Origin of the sequence: Streptomyces torulosus (assembly GCF_001419765.1) — a bacterium.
GTDB classification, from domain to species: Bacteria; Actinomycetota; Actinomycetes; order Streptomycetales; family Streptomycetaceae; genus Streptomyces; species Streptomyces torulosus.
In genome coordinates, this window is sequence record NZ_LIRK01000394.1 from 1 (window position 1) to 15200 (window position 15200).

At 66.6% G+C, this 15200-nt stretch carries 13 protein-coding genes, 1 tRNA gene and 1 pseudogene; 6 read left to right on the forward strand and 9 right to left on the reverse strand.

What is annotated here, in order from left to right; all coding sequences use genetic code 11:
• Positions 1-122: 122 nt before the first annotated feature.
• Both AOK23_RS26395 and AOK23_RS26400 read left to right on the forward strand, forming a co-directional pair.
• Positions 123-956 (forward strand): Pr6Pr family membrane protein, encoded by an 834-nt coding sequence (locus AOK23_RS26395; protein WP_055715127.1) that lies wholly within the window; start codon positions 123-125, stop codon positions 954-956.
• A 29-nt stretch (positions 957-985) separates the two neighbouring features.
• Positions 986-1059 (forward strand) — tRNA-Pro (locus AOK23_RS26400).
• 189 nt (positions 1060-1248) lie between these two features.
• Here AOK23_RS26400 and AOK23_RS52235 read toward each other — a convergent pair.
• Entirely contained in the window at positions 1249-1668 is a 420-nt protein-coding gene (locus tag AOK23_RS52235; protein ID WP_055715128.1) for a type II CBASS E2 protein, read from the reverse strand.
• 36 nt (positions 1669-1704) lie between these two features.
• On the opposite strand from AOK23_RS52235, the gene AOK23_RS50300 reads away from it, so the two are divergent.
• The 3 genes from AOK23_RS50300 (at position 1705) to AOK23_RS26420 (ending at position 6758) form a co-directional block, all read left to right on the forward strand.
• Complete coding sequence (locus AOK23_RS50300; protein ID WP_055715129.1) at positions 1705-2082, forward strand: restriction endonuclease subunit S domain-containing protein; 378 nt, start codon at positions 1705-1707, stop codon at positions 2080-2082.
• Positions 2079-5345, forward strand: a complete 3267-nt coding sequence (locus AOK23_RS26415; RefSeq protein ID WP_055715130.1) for a type I restriction endonuclease subunit R — start codon at positions 2079-2081, stop codon at positions 5343-5345. The genes AOK23_RS50300 and AOK23_RS26415 overlap by 4 nt, the downstream gene beginning before the upstream one ends.
• 156 nt (positions 5346-5501) lie before the next feature.
• Positions 5502-6758 (forward strand): hypothetical protein, encoded by a 1257-nt coding sequence (locus tag AOK23_RS26420; RefSeq protein ID WP_055715149.1) that lies wholly within the window; start codon positions 5502-5504, stop codon positions 6756-6758.
• A gap of 21 nt (positions 6759-6779) precedes the next feature.
• On the opposite strand, the pseudogene AOK23_RS45560 reads toward AOK23_RS26420, so the two are convergent.
• From AOK23_RS45560 to AOK23_RS26445, 6 genes and pseudogenes are all read right to left on the reverse strand, one after another.
• A pseudogene (locus AOK23_RS45560) lies at positions 6780-7196 on the reverse strand (aminotransferase class I/II-fold pyridoxal phosphate-dependent enzyme); the annotation flags it as partial.
• On the reverse strand, positions 7193-8473 hold the full coding sequence (locus AOK23_RS26425) for a restriction endonuclease subunit S domain-containing protein (protein ID WP_107102878.1): 1281 nt from the start codon (positions 8471-8473) through the stop codon (positions 7193-7195). The pseudogene AOK23_RS45560 and the gene AOK23_RS26425, both read right to left, overlap by 4 nt.
• Entirely contained in the window at positions 8473-9948 is a 1476-nt protein-coding gene (locus AOK23_RS26430) for an N-6 DNA methylase (protein WP_240496565.1), read from the reverse strand. Before AOK23_RS26430 ends, AOK23_RS26425 begins: the two co-directional genes overlap by 1 nt.
• Before the next feature lie 26 nt (positions 9949-9974).
• A complete protein-coding gene (locus AOK23_RS26435) occupies positions 9975-10166 on the reverse strand; it encodes a hypothetical protein (RefSeq protein WP_055715131.1) in 192 nt (63 codons plus the stop codon).
• 362 nt (positions 10167-10528) lie between these two features.
• Positions 10529-11848, reverse strand: coding sequence for a 7-cyano-7-deazaguanine synthase (locus tag AOK23_RS26440; RefSeq protein WP_055715132.1), 1320 nt, complete (start codon positions 11846-11848; stop codon positions 10529-10531).
• Complete coding sequence (locus tag AOK23_RS26445; RefSeq protein ID WP_055715133.1) at positions 11845-12633, reverse strand: hypothetical protein; 789 nt, start codon at positions 12631-12633, stop codon at positions 11845-11847. The genes AOK23_RS26440 and AOK23_RS26445 overlap by 4 nt, the downstream gene beginning before the upstream one ends.
• Before the next feature lie 469 nt (positions 12634-13102).
• Between AOK23_RS26445 and AOK23_RS26450 the strand changes: the two genes are divergently transcribed.
• The gene (locus tag AOK23_RS26450) at positions 13103-13855 is read left to right on the forward strand and encodes a hypothetical protein (RefSeq protein WP_055715134.1); all 753 of its coding nucleotides are present in this window, start codon (positions 13103-13105) and stop codon (positions 13853-13855) included.
• An 88-nt stretch (positions 13856-13943) separates the two neighbouring features.
• On the opposite strand, the gene AOK23_RS26455 is transcribed toward AOK23_RS26450, so the two are convergent.
• Together AOK23_RS26455 and AOK23_RS26460 are read right to left on the reverse strand one after the other, a co-directional pair.
• Positions 13944-14414: a DUF5615 family PIN-like protein gene (locus AOK23_RS26455; protein WP_055715135.1), complete on the reverse strand. Its 471-nt coding sequence runs from the start codon at positions 14412-14414 to the stop codon at positions 13944-13946.
• Positions 14411-15055: a DUF433 domain-containing protein gene (locus AOK23_RS26460; RefSeq protein WP_055715151.1), complete on the reverse strand. Its 645-nt coding sequence runs from the start codon at positions 15053-15055 to the stop codon at positions 14411-14413. The genes AOK23_RS26455 and AOK23_RS26460 overlap by 4 nt, the downstream gene beginning before the upstream one ends.
• Between the last annotated feature and the right edge of the window lie 145 nt (positions 15056-15200).

Sequence of the window (15200 nt, forward strand, 5' to 3'; positions counted from 1 at the left end):
GGCCCCTGGCCGCAGACCTCGGGCCCCTGGCCGCAGACCTCGGGCCTCGGGCCTCGGGCCTCTGACCACCCATACGGGTCGCCCGAATCGCCCGGTATGTCGACGCAGCCTAGCGTGAGCGCATGACCGCACCGATACCCAGGGACATCCCAGACCTGCCCGCGATCTCGGGCATCCCCGCACCGGTGACGTCCATCGTGCCCGCGACGGCAGTGGTGGCACCGACTCGACGCCCGCTGGCGGCAGCGTTCCGCGCCGTGGTGGCGCTGGCAGCGGCCGTGACCGTGCTGATCGAGATGGTCGCGGGCAGCCCCTTGCGTGTCCTCAGCCATTTCTCGGTCCAGTGCACGGTGCTGGTGGCACTGGTCTTCGCCGCGTCGTCCCGCCGCGCATGGGCCGCACGCCGCCCGCTGCCGCCGCCGGTGACGGGGGGCACGGTCCTGTACGTCATGGTCGCGGCCCTGGTCTACCACCTGATCCTGATGAGGGACGCGACGCCCTTCTCGATGACGATGACGTCGACGGGGGCTCCGGTGACGCCGACGGGGTGGCACGCCCTGACGAACCTGGCGTTCCACACGGTGATCCCCGCGGCGGTGGTGGCGGACTGGCTCTTCCTGACCCGCCCGGCGGCGCTACGGCTGGGCCACACCGTGGTCTGGACGCTCTACCCGATGGCGTTCCTGGCGTTCACGCTGGGCCGCGCGGCACTGCTGACCCCCGACTGGCCGGCGCCGTACCTCTACCCGTTCCTGGACGTCGACCGGCACGGCTACAAGAGTGTCCTCGGAAACGCCCTGCTCATGGGCCTCGCCCTCTACGCCCTCGCCCTCGTCCTGGTCGCCGTCGACCACCTCCGCCCCGACCTCGTCCGCCCCCGCCGAGGCCGCCCGGGCCGCCATGACCGCCGCCCCGAAAACCGGATTTCGTCTCCAGCCCCCGGTGGGCTAAAGTAAACGACGTCGCCGCGACAAGCAGCGACAATCGGGGTGTAGCGCAGCTTGGCAGCGCGCTTCGTTCGGGACGAAGAGGTCGTGGGTTCAAATCCCGCCACCCCGACAGTGAAGTACCAGGTCAGGGGCCTGATCCACTTGATGGATCAGGCCCCTGAGTGGTTCCTGGGGCCGTTTTGGGAGCCATTTGGGAGCCGAGTTCGAAACGCCGCTCCCAAAACGACCGCGCCGCAAGATCAGGTGCACGGCCAGCGCTCACCGACCGGTGGACGGTCAACCCCCACCCCTGCACTCCCTATTGGGCCGGTGGGACAGCGTAGTCGTGTCCGTTGGCAGCCCAGCGCCCCGTGACCCGCCACAGTTCGTAGTGCAGGAGCCATTCCGAGGCCCACGGAAGGATCGTGTGCGATAGGAGCATGTATTCCTTCCACTCCCCTGGCAGGTGCAGGCACAGGTCACCGTCGGGATAGACGTGAGGCAGGGCCGTGGCGCGTGGATGCAGGGTCAGGGGCGGGTCGGTAACCGTTACGCGGGGGCGGCGTCGGTGCCGGTAGGCGACTCGCACCGTGTAGCGCCTGCTGGCAGGAGTGGGTTGCAGGGGGACCCTGCAGACGAGTTCGCCACCACGCACGGTGCCCTGCGCCTCGGGGAGGACCGTCTTGGTTGAGGCCAGCTGGAGGCCGAGGTTAATCGCGCGGGGAGGGATGCTGACCATGGAAGGTGTGCTCCCGCTTGCGGGGCCCGGTCACAGATGCGGAGAGCAGTCCGGTGGCCCGAGGCAATCATCAACCAGCATATCTTCAAATGTGTCCCGAAGGACGGGTATCCGCAGTGGCTAATCAGTCACCTTGTCCACAGGAAGATTGATGAGTTCCGCGCCATTGCTGCGGACAAGGCGACGACCATGGGCCACATCCAGCGCAAACACTTGGATGAAGTAGTGCCTGTTCCGGACCGCGATGTCCTGCGGATACTGAACGCCGAGATTGGCCCTCTGTGGGACCGCGCTCTGCTCGCGGAGCAGGAAAACCTGACCCTAGCCAACCTCCGCGACACTCTCCTCCCCCAGCTCATGTCCGGCCGCCTTCACGTCAAAGACGCCGAGAAGATTGTCGAGGATCACACATGACGCACGACGACGAGAGCGGAAGTGGAAGAAGCCAGAACCACCGCCCTCTGGAAGCCGACTGGGAGCTGCTCGCCCTCGACGAACTCGCCGAGCTGGCCTGGCTGCCAGCCTCCGGCAACGAGTTCGCCCCCGGCTCCTGTCACCGTAAGTCCTGGGACGACCTGATCCTCTACCCCGACCTCCGCGAGGCGATCGAGCGGCTCAACCCCGAGTTGCCCCCGGACGCCGTCCGCGACGCCGTCGGCGTCGCGGCGACCCCGGAGTCGCAGGACACGTACGAGGAGAACCGCACCGCCCACGGTTACCTGACAACCGGCATCCGCTCCGTCGTCTACACCGACGCCTTCGGCGCCGAGCACAACCCGACCGTCTGCCTCGTCGACCTGACGGACCCGGACGGGAACACGTACCGCGCGCTGAACCAGGTCACCGTCGTCGACGGCGAGAAGCGGCGCCGCTTCGACATCGTCCTCTACGTCAACGGACTCCCGCTCGCCGTATTGGAGTTGAAGCGCGCCGGCGACGAGAGCGCCACGCTCCAGGACGCGCACTCCCAGGTCGCCCGGTACGTGAAGGAGTTCCCGACCGCCTTCCGTTACAACGCGGTGGTGCTGCTCTCCGACGGCATCACGGCGAAGTACGGCACGCCCTTCACCCCGTACGAGCACTTCGCGCCGTGGAATACGGACGAGGCCGGGGCCCGTGTCACCCCGTTCGCCGTGGATGGCGAGGGGGTGGCCGATTCGGGCCAGAACCTGGCGTTGCACGGGCTGTTCACCCAGCCCCGCTTCCTTTCCCTGTGCCGGTCCTTCATCAACTTCGTGCCGTCCAAGCGGATGAAGCGCATCGCGAAGCCGCACCAGTACTTCGCGGTGACCCGGGCCGCGGAGAAGGTGCGGGAGGCGGCAGCCGGTGATGGGAAAGCTGGTGTCGTCTGGCACACGCAGGGCTCGGGCAAGTCTGAGGAGATGGTGCTCACCACGGCGATGGTGATGAGCGACCCGGCCCTGCTGAACCCGACCGTCGTCGTCATCACCGACCGCAACGACCTCGACGACCAGCTGTACTCCACCTTCCTGGAGAGCGAGATCCTCCCGGGTACGCCCCTCCAGGTCGCGACCCGGGCCAAGCTGCGGGAGGAGCTCGCTGCCAAGCGGACCGGTGGCATCCTCTTCACCACCCTCCAGAAGTTCGGTAAGACCAAAGAGGAGAAGGAGTCAGGGGCCGACCACCCGCTGCTCTCCGACCGGCGCAACATCGTGGTCGTCGTCGACGAGGCCCACCGCAGCCACTACGACAACCTCGACGGCTATGCCCGTCACCTCCGCGACGCCCTCCCGCACGCCACGCTCCACGCCTTCACCGGAACGCCGATCTCCGAGGCCGACCGCAACACCCGCCAGGTCTTCGGCGGTTACATCGATATCTACGACCTTAAGAGGGCCGCAGACGACGGCGCGACGGTCAAGGTCTTCCACGAGGGGCGGGTCATCAAGCTCGTCCTTGGCAAAGATGTCGACCCGACGAAGATCGACGAGGAGGCCGACCGCATCACCGACGGCCTCGACGACACCGAACGCCGCCGGGTCGAGACGGCCGTCGCTACGATGAATGCCATGTACGGCTTGCCGGCCCGTGTCAGGGATCTCGCCGAGGACCTAGTGGCGCACTGGGAGGAGCGGCGCGAGCGGATGCGACCGTTCGTCGGCGTCTCCGAGAAGGGCGGGGCGGCCGGCAAGGCGATGGTCGTCTGCGCGACCCGTGAGATCTGCGTCCGGGTCTACGACGCCCTGCGTGAGCTGCGGCCGGAGTGGCACAGCGACGAGCTCGACAAGGGCGCGATGAAGATCGTCTTCTCCTCGAACTCCCGTCAGGACGAAGACCACCTGCTCGCCCACGCTCTGCCCGACGGCCAGCGCAAGGCGGTCATCAACCGAGCCAAGGACCCCGACGACGAGCTGGAGCTGCTCATCGTCAACAACATGCTGCTGACCGGCTTCGACGCCCCGCCGGTCCACACCATGTATCTGGACCGTCCACTCAAGGGCGCCAACCTGATGCAGGCCCTCGCCCGGGTCAACCGCCGCTTCCGCGGCAAGGAGGACGGTCTGCTCGTTGGCTACGCGCCACTGACGGAGAACCTGCAGAAGGCGATCGCCGAGTACACGGACGCCGACCAGGAGGACCGCACCCTCGGCCAAGACCTCGACCGCGCGCTGGACGAGCTGCGCAACGAATACGACATCCTGCGCGGCTTCAACTGGCGGGCGCGTCTTGAACAGCCGACGGCGAAGGCGTTCGTCAACGCTTCCGGCGGGGCCGCCGAGTACCTCCGGAACCCGCGTACCCCCGGCAACGACCCGGAGAAGCTCGACGACCCCCGCCGGACCGTCGGCCGGCGCTTTCGCGACCACTCCCACCGCCTGGAGCGCTTCTACGCGCTGTCCGCCAGTGCCACGAACATTGGCGAGCGTTTCCCGGACCACCCGACCTGGCGCCGGGACGTCCAGTTCTTCGTCGAGGTCCGCGCCTACATGGCCAAGCTCGACGCGGCGGACCGCGAGGCCCGCGGCCTACCCGTAGCCCGCGATGTCGAGCTGTACCTCGCCCAGCTGACCTCGTCCGTGGTCGAGACCGGCGGGATATCGGACCTGTTCGCCGAGGCCGGCCTGGAGATGGCCGACCTGACGCACCTCAACGACGCACTCGTCGCCAAGCTCCAGGGCAGCGACACTCCCCACCTTGCGGCGGAGGCACTGCGGCGGCTCATCGAGCAGAAGATGCGCGAGGTCACGCGTCACAACATCGTCCGCCGCACGGCCTTCTCCGACCGTCTGCAGGACCTGATGATCCGGTACACGCGGCAGCAGTACACGAGTGCCGAACTCATCGCCAAGCTGGTCGAGATGGCCAAGGAAGTGGTCGAAGATGCTCGGCGCGGCGAGAAGTTCGATCCGCCGCTGAACTGGCGCGAGCTCGCCTTCTACGACGCCGTGGCCGAGCACGGCACGGCTCAGGAACTTATGGGCGATGAGATCCTGGCGAGCATCGCCCGCGACCTCGTCGCTGAGGTCCAGAAGAAGCTCAAGCCCGACTGGATCGCCCGTGAACCGGTCCGCGCCGGTCTCCGCAGCGCCATCAAGCGCCTGCTGGCCCACCACAGCTACCCGCCGGACCGTCGTGCGGAGGCGGTGAACCTGGTCCTGAAGCAGATGGAGCACTTCGCCGACGAGTGGGCCACCACCGGTATGCCGGACAGCTGAGCCCGCGCGGCCGCGCTGGTGCAAGAGCAGTGCACCCACATCCCGACCGGGTCGGGGCCGAGGTTCCCGCCTTTGGAAGACCTCGGCCGCGGCCCGGTGATCACTCTACGAACTCCGACCACTTTCGACGGCGAGAAGCCACTTCAGGAGCGGATCATGGACAACGAAATTCAGCTGATCAGCGACGGGGATGGGCTGACAGTCATGGGGAGCGCGAAGGATGTCGAAAACTTCCTTGCTTCGGAGGGACTGCCGTCCAAGAGCCTCGGACCGCGATGGTACAAGTCCGTCTTCGCCACGGGTGCTGCAGTCGCCGAGGCAGGATCGGAGATCGCCGCCAACTCCGCTCACTGGGTGAAGCTGACCCCGAAATCGGCGCTGCTTCTCAAGAAGTATGGCCTGAGGGAGAGCGCGAAGACGGGGCTCAGCACGGGTGTGCTGAAGGGGCAGAAGGGTCAGATCAAGGGATTCCTCGAATTCGCGCACGCGCCCCGATCGCTCCTGTCCAACCCGGCGACTCTTGCCAATGCCGGGAAGTTCATGGCGCAAGTTGCGATGCAACAGACCATGGACGAGATCACTGACTATCTCGCCGCGATCGACAAGAAGGTCGACGACGTACTGCGTGCCCAGAAGGACGCTGTGTTGGCCCGCATGATCGGAGTGGGCTTCGTGATCGAGGAGGCCATGACCATCCGAGAGAAGCGGGGCAGGGTCGACGAGGTCACCTGGTCGAAGGTGCACGCCGCGCCGGCGACGATCGCGGAGACGCAGGCGTACGCGCTGCGTCAACTCGACGCGCTCGCGGAGAACATGGAGCGTGAGACCAAGATCGGCGATCTCGCCACGATGGTCAAGGAGGCTGAAGGCATCGTTCGAGAATGGCTCGCCGTTCTGGCTCGCTGTTTCCACTTGCAGGACGCGCTCGCTGTACTCGAACTCGACAGGGTGCTGGACGCGTCCCCCGATGAGCTCAACGGGCATCGCCTCGGCCTGAAAGCCGCCCGGCAGGGCCGGCTGGAGCACATCTCGCGGAGCACCGAAACTCTGCTGGCCAGGATGGACGCCGCTGCTGGCGTGGCCAACGCGAAGGTGTTGCTGCACCCGACCACATCCCCGGCTGTGGTCCAGTCGAGCAACCAGGTCGCGACCGGCGTCCATGACTTTCACGTGCGGCTCGGAATCGAGTCCGGTGGCGACTCATCTGAGGCGAGGCGATGGACGGAAGCTGCCCTGGAGGTGAGGGACAGAGCATTGGAAAAAGGAGTAAATGGTGTTGGTGCTGCCCGAAGCCTTGGCAACGAGACCCTCGACCGGGCCAACTCGGTGAAAAACAAGCTCTCCAGCGGTATCGCCGAGCGAGCGCGTCGTCTGCGCGGGAACGACGAGCAAGGCGACAAGAAGACTGAGTGAGCGTCGACCATCCCGGTATGCAAAGGCGATGACCTCCTCGTCCGGCTCCAGCAGCGCTGGCATGGTGGCGGCGATGGCCTCGGTCGCGCCGGCGGTAACCAGGACCTCGGTGTCGGGGTCGATGGAGAGGTCGTAGAAGCGCCGTTGGTCGTCGGAGATCGCGGCGCGCAGTCCCGGGACGCCCGGGCCGGGCGGGAACTGGTTGCCCTTCCCCTCCCTCAAGGCGCGGACGGCGGCCTCGCGTATCTCCTCAGGTCCATCGGCGTCGGGGAAGCCCTGGCCAAGGTTGATCGCGCTGTCGCGGTCGCCAGCACCGGCATCTCCGCGAAGATCGTCGTCCCGAGTCCGTCCAACCTTCGGTTCAGCAGCGGCCTGGCGTCATGTCTCACCGTTCTCACGCGGGTGCCTGTCGACTCTCCGGGGACCATCCTGACTCATCGCCGGTCATGCCTCCGTGGTGCGGGCCCGCGATGGGCGGGAGCAGGAGTGCCCTGCTCTTCCGGCTCGGCTGTCGGTTCCCGGAGGACACCGGCCTTCGCTGAGATGTCGTGCAGGAGCGCGTCCCGCAGACTGTGTAGCGTCGCGATCTTGGCGACCAGGAGTCGCATCACGGCGTGCAGGGGACCGGCCATAGTGTGGAATTCGGTGCGCGTGAACTGGTCCGGCCAGGTGACCTCCAGGCGCTTGAGGGCGCGGGCGGAAATTTCCCGGCCGTTCTGGCCCTGCGCCAGCCGTGCGATGTCGCTGCTCCTACTCCTGAGTTCGTGGAGCAGCCACCAACCGTCCTCGTCCTCAATAGGTCGTACGGCCACGACGCCTCTGAGAGGTGTTGCTGGTCGGCGCGGAACGGCGATGTGTGCGCCGTCGGAACGGGTGCTCAGCATCAAGGTGCCGGGAGGATGTGCCTCGCCGTCGTTCCCTGGACTGTTCAGACGGAACCTTTGGACGTGGGGCACGGGGAGGTCGTATAGATCTTTAGGGGCGATTACATCGGTTACATCGGTGATGGGTTCTGTGGGCAACGGGGGAAGAGAGCGTTCGGACCCTTGGCCCGTCTTCGCTTTGGCGACCTTCGCAAGCGGTCGTGTCTCCCACGGTGGCATCGTCGAGGCCCAGTCGTCATGGAGGGCGTCGGCCAGGTCCACCGCCTTGCGCGCGGTCTCTTTGTAGAGGGCGGTCATCTCCTCGATGAGGCCGAAGGCCCGGTGGTATGCGCTGATGACGTCTGGCGGGGGCAGCGGAAACGGCATGCGGTGGAGGGTGTCGAGGCTGATGGTGGGCTCGACATGGGCCGTCACGTCCTCGTCGATGCGAGCCTTCGCCGTCGGTGTCTGCAGCCAGATACGCAGCCACCGCACTATGTGCGGCTCAGCGCGGATGATGCCGATTGACCTGGTCGCTCTACATCCGGCGTGGTCGGCGGTGACCAGCGCGGAATCGCCCACCCGTCGGACGAGTACGACGGCCAGGTCGCCCTCCTTGAGGGTTGCCCGGCTGGGCGGGGATTCACCGGGCCGACACTCATTGGCCCTGGGCGAGAGGATCCTGCCGTTCTGGACGAACGTCGAGCTGACGACTCCTGCAGTCTGATCGGCAGCCGCGTCGTCGAGGAAACCGCAGGTGGTGTAGATGCGCCCGTGGATCCACTCATGTTTGATGGAGGTCGTCTGCCAATCCGCTTTACCCGAGGCGAACTGGTCGGCATTGGCTTCCATCAGATCTCCTCCAAGGCGTCCAGCAGTTGGAGCTCCAGGGCACGCATCTGCTCGAACTGATCGGTTAGTTCGAGCTTGAGCTGCTCAACGCGGCTCCGTGTGTCCCGCTCTGGACCGGGAGGCTCCACGGCGTACGAGGTCGGCATCAGGATGGACTCCCGGTCGGCGATCTCCTTGGTGGAGCAGCTTCGGGACCAGCCGACTGCGTCGTTGTACGGCGAGGCGGCAGCACCGTTCTCGGAAAGGCCACGCCAGGCCGCCAGGGTGGCCAGGATCGATGCCGTGTTCTTGTCGCCCAGCCTCCGTGCTCTCGAATTCTGGACCGGTTCGAAGGCTCGCCGCGCGTTGACGAACAGCACCTGCTGGCGACGGTCCCGGACACCCCAGCCGGGGCGCGCGCTCTTGTCCTTGTTGAGCACCCACAGACAGGCGGGGGCTTTGGTGTGACCGAACACGCGAGGTGGCAGAGCGATCACGCACTCGACGAGATCGTCACGCAGGAGGCGTTCGCGGAGCCTGCGGGTGACGGGCTGTCGGCTGTTGGCCACGCTGTCGGCCATCAGAAAGACGGCTCGTCCGGCCGGAGCGAGCGCGTGCGCGATGTGCTGAATCCACGCGGAGTTGGCGGACCCTCGGGACGGCGGTTCCTCCAGCCATCGGGGATCGACTGGGACCGGGGAAGGCGACCGGCGGGCGCCCTGCTCCGTCTTGTCCTCCGGTGCCCAGTCGCGCTGGTTGAAAGGAAGGTTGGCCAGGATGATGTCGTGAGGCTCGGGTTCGGGCTCCGCGAGGCTGTCCCCGGGTGGGAAGACTTGAGCCGTGATCCCACGTACCGCGAAGTTCATGCGGGCCACCTGTGAGGTGTAGGCGTGCTGCTCCTTTCCCTGCAAGGACATGGTCGGGTCCAGCCCGACGCTTTCGCGGACGTAGCGGTGACTCTCGACGAGCAGTCCTCCTGAACCGCAGACCGGGTCCAGCACTCTGTGCCTGTCACGGGGGACGGCCGCACCAACCATGAGACGCGCCATGTCATCCGGCGTGAAGTAGTGGCTTCCCTCAGCCTGGTCCGCCGAGAGGTCACGGAGGCACTGGTCGAGCAGGGGCCCAACCCGCTGGATGGAACCGATGGCTTGGACGAGAGCGTGCAGGTGTCCTTCTGAACCAGAAGGCGGAACGGGCATCAGGCTCCTCGTGTCCGCCACAGCGCCCTGTTCGTCGGTTGGGGGAAGCCAGTGGCTCAGACACTTGCGCACGGCAGCGCGGATTCCCGAGCCGCGCTCTGCCGGCTGCCCCATCAACCACGACCATGTCGGCACGCCGGTGCCGGGCTCAGCGTGCGCCTTCCGGCTCAGGTACAGCAACCCGAGGACGAGGCGGGTCGCGTCGTGAGCGTTCATCAGCCGCGAGAGATGCATGCGGTGTCGACGCACCTTCGCGAGCACCTCGTCGAGCGAGGAGGCACTCTCGGCCTGCACGTGTCCTCCAAGGGCACTCATGCCGCTCACGAGCCCACCACCCCCAGGGCCCCCATGACCACCATAAGGAGCGTCAGGGAGCCGGCGAAGGTCAATGCTCCAGTCTTGAAGGCCGCCGTGGGACGCCCTCCCTCGACCACGGTCACGACGCTGCCGACCAGAGCGGCGACAAGCGCCGCGAGGACGGCGATGATCACGTACATCAGCCTCAGCTGCACGACGTGGTTCCTTCCTGAGGTCGTGGGATCTCCCAGCGGACGAGTGAGCCGGTGATCCCTGGCTTCAGGAAGGACAGTAGAAGACGTAGGCCACGCACCGCTGGGTGCACGCCGTTTGGGATTTCCTTAGGCGCGCGCCGAGAGTTCAAGCCCTTGCGTCGAGTGCACGTCGTTTGGGATTTGAGACAGAGAGTCGACGAGAGAGTCCATCTGGGCCCTCAACTCACGACCAGAACGGGTAGGCGAAAAGACTTGCCCCGGATCAGTGGACGCTCTGCGCAGGGACTGCGTCCAGGACACCTCGACGATGCCGTCCTATAACCGCCAAGGCGGCCCGGTGCGACCTAGATCTCGCTCGCCGCCTACGCCGCGTCAGCCTCTATCGCATCCGCGATCTGAACCAGCCGGGCCAGCTCTTCCCGCCCGCGCCTGATCAAGTCGAACGCCATCGCCGGGTCCGTGTCCGGCGGCAGCGGGGTATCGGTGAAGACATCCGTAAGGGTGTACCGGCCGAGCAGCCACCGCTGCAGCGCCCGCCAGTCGGCGCCCCGGTCAAGCGGTAAATCGTCCGCCCACGGCAATGCCTCGTACGAGGTGCCGTCGGTGCCGTTGGCGTGGAGTAGTCCGGAGCGGCGCACGAGACACGGGAAGCAGACGCCGCAGTTGGCGATGGGAGGGCCGCCGCTTCGACGGGTTGGCGGCTTGCCACAGCTCAGCGTGGACTCCAGGTCGGACGGGGTGAGGCCCGCATCACGTCCGGCCTTGCACACCTCGCCTTTCGTCAGCGGTGCCAAGGGGTTGACCACCTGCACCGTGCTCTCCATGTCGCTCACGGCAGTTACCAAGGCGTTCAGACTGCCCAGCGTCCGCGGGTGCACGGAACGCGTGGAGCAAGCGGCCGAACGCGCCGGTGTCAGAGGCGGGTTGAGGGCGAGCTGGCCGTTCTCAGGGACGTGGACGGTGCCCACCCCATGTGCAGTAGCGGCGCGGATCGCGCCCGCCGCGTACAGCAGCCCACGTGTGCGGGAGGAGGTCTCCAGCCGCTGCCCGGAGCCGTCGCCCGCCGGGGTCTGGCTCATCGGCAACAGCAGCAGCGGTCGTGTTCCGCCTAGGCGTTCGACGGCCTTGTACACCCGCTGCTGAAGACGCAGCAGGCCGATCTCGCGGAACATCACGAGCAGCAGCGGTCGGGAATCGTCGGCGAGCGAACGGGTGGCGGCCCAGCTGAGGGAATCCAGCCCACCGGAGAACAAGGCGACTTCCGAGGCGCGCGGGTCGGCCGGAGAGACCAGTGCCTCTTCGACGTAGTGACCGGTGAGAGGCCGGAAGTCCACATTCCATAGGTCCCCGGTGAGGACTTGGAGGAGCGCAGTGAGGTGGGTACGGACGGCTGCGCTTCCCCATCGCTCGTGTTCCGTTACGGGTACGGCAAGGCTGATACGACGGGTCCACCGGTCCCGTACTCCAGTCCGGCGTACGTACTTGTCGGCGATGAACGCAGCCCTGGCGACGCGGAACAGATCCTCGGCCCAGTCGGGGACGGGACCGGGCAGGTGGTGCCGGCCAGTGATGCGGCGCTCCTTTTCCTGGAAGGCTTCCTCGCCGATTTCCTTCCAGCGGTCACTACGAGGTCGGTCGCCCTGGGGGCCACGCCACCACAAGGAGTCTCTGGAATCGGTCACGCCGCAGCTCCCTCCTCTCCGGTGATCTCCTCAGTGATCAGGCCAAGCACCTTTCCGACCGCCCGCGGTACCAACAACTCGGCGATCTTGGGCAGTGCAGCCGCCGGATCCTGCGCAGCGCCCACCACCGACTGTGCGGTATCCACAGCCTGTGCAAGGTCCGTCGCTTCGGCGGACTCCTCACAGGGATTCGGCACCAGGTCCACCACTTTCTCCGCGACCCAGTCGGCGATCCTGCTTTCCGGATCGGTCGCGATGAGCACCGGGACCGCCAGCTTGACGTGCTCGGCGACAACGGACCTGAGGAACTCCCCCACCATGTCGGCGAAGAACACCTGGTAGAGGTCGCACAGGATGTCCCAGGTGAAGCCACCGCCGACGGCGCCTCCGCCCATGGCGTCGTCCAGCTCGGGATGTCTGCTCCGGACATCGCGGACCGCCGCGGCCATCCCCCTGCGCACCGCGGCGTCGGCGAGTGTGCCGCCGTCCCCTCCGACCTCCGACACGAGACGCGCGACGAGCGCGTCCTCCGACTCCGCGCCCTCTGTGGCCAGCGATCCCAGAGCTCCGGCGAGCCTTTCACCGGCCGCACAAGCCGTGTCGTACAACCCGAAAGCCGATCGATCGGCACGGAGTGTCTCGTGCAGGGCGCTCAGGTGGTCCGCCGCGATCTCCTCCAGCCGCTGATCCGCGTCGCGCGAGTCATCCCGCCAGCTCGCCAGCCGCCTCCCAGCGGAGCTCCACGGATCGCCGTTCGGCCCCTTCCATCGCGTGGATGTCCCCACATCGCCCCCAACGATGGTGCTCCAAGCTGCACTTCGTCCATGGCATCAGACCGGACGATCCCCAGGTAGGGCGGGACTCGGCCAGGGCCTCACGGACCAGCCAGGTGCTGAAACAGCCGGGGGCATCACTTCCCGTGACACCTACACCTAGAAGCGTGACCAGCCGTAGCGCTGAGTCACAGACATCGCGCAGATCCCCGTTCAGGGCAGGTGCCGGGCTGGCAGGATTGCCCCTTGCGTCATATGCCCTGCTGTTCATGCCCTCTGTAGAGGGCTCGCTGACGGCATATCAAATCAGCAACCTCCGACTGCCCGCACCGGACGCCATCAGTCGCCTGAAGGCCGCTTGCGATCCGAGCCCGGTCGCAAGTTGTCATCCGGCACACGGGCAGCCGGCAAACGGGGCGGCCACGCCAGCATGGATTCCGCGGTCGTGCACAGGAACCCGGCGCAGCGGAGGGTGAAGCGCATGGCCAAGCTCACGGAGGAGCAGAAGCGGCAACGAGCCGCCAAGCGTGCTCTGCGCTCGTCCCTCGAAGCCGAAGCGGATGACCGGCGGCGCCGCGAGCGGGATGAACAGTGGGAGCGAGAAGGTACACGCCTCAGCTGGGCGGAGTACGTGGCCGGTGAGCCCTGCCGCGGTTGCGGGATGCCCATGACGGATGACCTGGGGAGGTGGCCACCCCTCATGAAGTTGTCCGAGGCGGAGAAGCTCGAATACGAGGAAGCCAACCAGAAGTTCCGCGAGCGGCACACCGGCTGCCGGGCCGCCCGGTGGACCGTCAGCGGTTCTCGGGTAACGCACTGCTGTTTCTGTTGCCCGCCACCGCCGATGGGGCCGAAGCAGCTGGAGAAGCTCGCCAAGCTGTTCGCTTCCTGGCCCTCACGGGAAGAACGCAAGAAGGACCTCGATAGTTGGGATCTCACTCTCCGTTGCGACCACGTGGTGCCTTACATTCAGCATCGCGAGAACACCCGCGTCTCCGCCCGCGTCGTCGACTGCCCAGAATGCGGAGAGCGTCGCGGCGTAGTGAGCAGTGAGCGGGTAGGGCCGGCGTACCGCGATGACGGGACCATCCGTGAGCGGGCGGCAGCTGATCGGGAGCGGCTCGCCCGGGAACTGGCAGCCGCCGAGGCGAAGCTGACCCGTCAGCAGAGGAACGCCGCGGCAACCCAACAACGCATCGCCGAGCTCCAGGAAGAGCTCGGCAGTGAGTCTTGATGAGACGAAGCGCAGGCGGCGATGCCAGATCATTTCCCGGCATCGCTTCCCATGGGGTACTGGCCGGGAGCCCTCGTGTATCGAGGCGTCAGGACTCAGCGGCCGAATCGCGCCCCGGCCAGTGCTTCGGCGGGGCGACGGCAGGGTCCGTGATCTGGAGGCGCTTCTGCCGGGTCGGGTCGATCGACGTCAGAGAGACGAGACGCTGGCCGTCAGCTGCCTCGAGTTCGGACAGGGCGTGAGGAAGGGCCGCGCAGACAGTGGCGATCGCCGTGCCCAGGCCCACCAGGCCACCGTGCTTGTTGTTCTGGCGGTACTCCATACGATGCAGGCCCGACTGTGCGATGGCCGCCACTTCGAGTGGACGGCTGAGCGGCTTGGTGTCGTTGGTGATGACGACCTCGAAGCCGTCGGCTTTGGCCTTGGCGTACAGTTCGATGTCCTTCGTGCCCGTCCAGCCCTTGAGGTCGTGGACGTGGACGACTTCATGGGCCTTCAGCAGGATGCGCACGATCTCGGCCATGGGGCGCGGCACGTTCTCGTCGAGCAGCAGTTTCAAGCGACGACCTGCCGGGGCTCGCTGCTGCCATAGCTGTCGACGTACTCGCTGAAGTCGGCGGCGTCCCGGGCGGCCTCGGCCGTCACTCCTGGGTAGAACTCACTGATCTGGTCCGGCGGGATGCCGTCTCTTACGAGGGCAGCGACATCTGACGCCGGGATCCTGGTGCCTTGGATGACCGGTTCTCCGCCGCGGACCGACGCGTCGACCGCGACGTGCTCACGGGGGGTGAGCAGAGCGGGAATGCTACGGCCGTCCTTATAGAAGGGCGCGAGAACATCCACCATCTGGTGGATGACCACGTTGCCCCCCTTGATCAGGTCTACGGCGTGGTCGGGTTCAGCCAGATAGATCGTGTCCGGACCCGCGACAAGTTTGTACGAGGAGAGGTGCTTCGACTCGCCGAGATCTTCCCGGAGCGTGTTCAGCGCACGGCGGATCTTCTGCAACGAAGCCTCTTCGCGCAGCTGCACACAGATGCGGAGTGCGACAACGTCGCGGAACGAGTAGAGGATCGGCCTCTCGCTGGAGATCTCGGGCACGAGCACGGCGCCCTTGGGCCCAGAGGCTCGGCGCCAGTGGGACAGCTGGCGCAGCGTCGCGCCGGAAAGAGCCGCGGCGAGTTTGGGTTCGTACGACACCGCGTGCCTCCTCCCGTCTTCCGCCCCCATCGATATCGGCCTGAACGTACCCCATTCTCCTGGAGGCCACTCAGCACAGAAACCGAAGGGCCTACTCAGGGTGAGCCGGGGACGCCGGACGCCTACATGCCGCACATGCCGCTCC

Excerpts from the sequence above, each read along its gene's own strand:
- AOK23_RS52235 (WP_055715128.1), bottom strand. The coding sequence starts at position 1,668 with ATGGTCAGCATCCCTCCCCGCGCGATTAACCTCGGCCTCCAGCTGGCC.
- AOK23_RS26425 (WP_107102878.1), bottom strand. The coding sequence starts at position 8,473 with ATGGAAGCCAATGCCGACCAGTTCGCCTCGGGTAAAGCGGATTGGCAG.
- AOK23_RS26450 (WP_055715134.1), top strand. The coding sequence starts at position 13,103 with ATGGCCAAGCTCACGGAGGAGCAGAAGCGGCAACGAGCCGCCAAGCGT.
- AOK23_RS26415 (WP_055715130.1), top strand. The coding sequence starts at position 2,079 with ATGACGCACGACGACGAGAGCGGAAGTGGAAGAAGCCAGAACCACCGC.
- AOK23_RS26420 (WP_055715149.1), top strand. The coding sequence starts at position 5,502 with ATGGACAACGAAATTCAGCTGATCAGCGACGGGGATGGGCTGACAGTC.
- AOK23_RS26395 (WP_055715127.1), top strand. The coding sequence starts at position 123 with ATGACCGCACCGATACCCAGGGACATCCCAGACCTGCCCGCGATCTCG.
- AOK23_RS50300 (WP_055715129.1), top strand. The coding sequence starts at position 1,705 with ATGCGGAGAGCAGTCCGGTGGCCCGAGGCAATCATCAACCAGCATATC.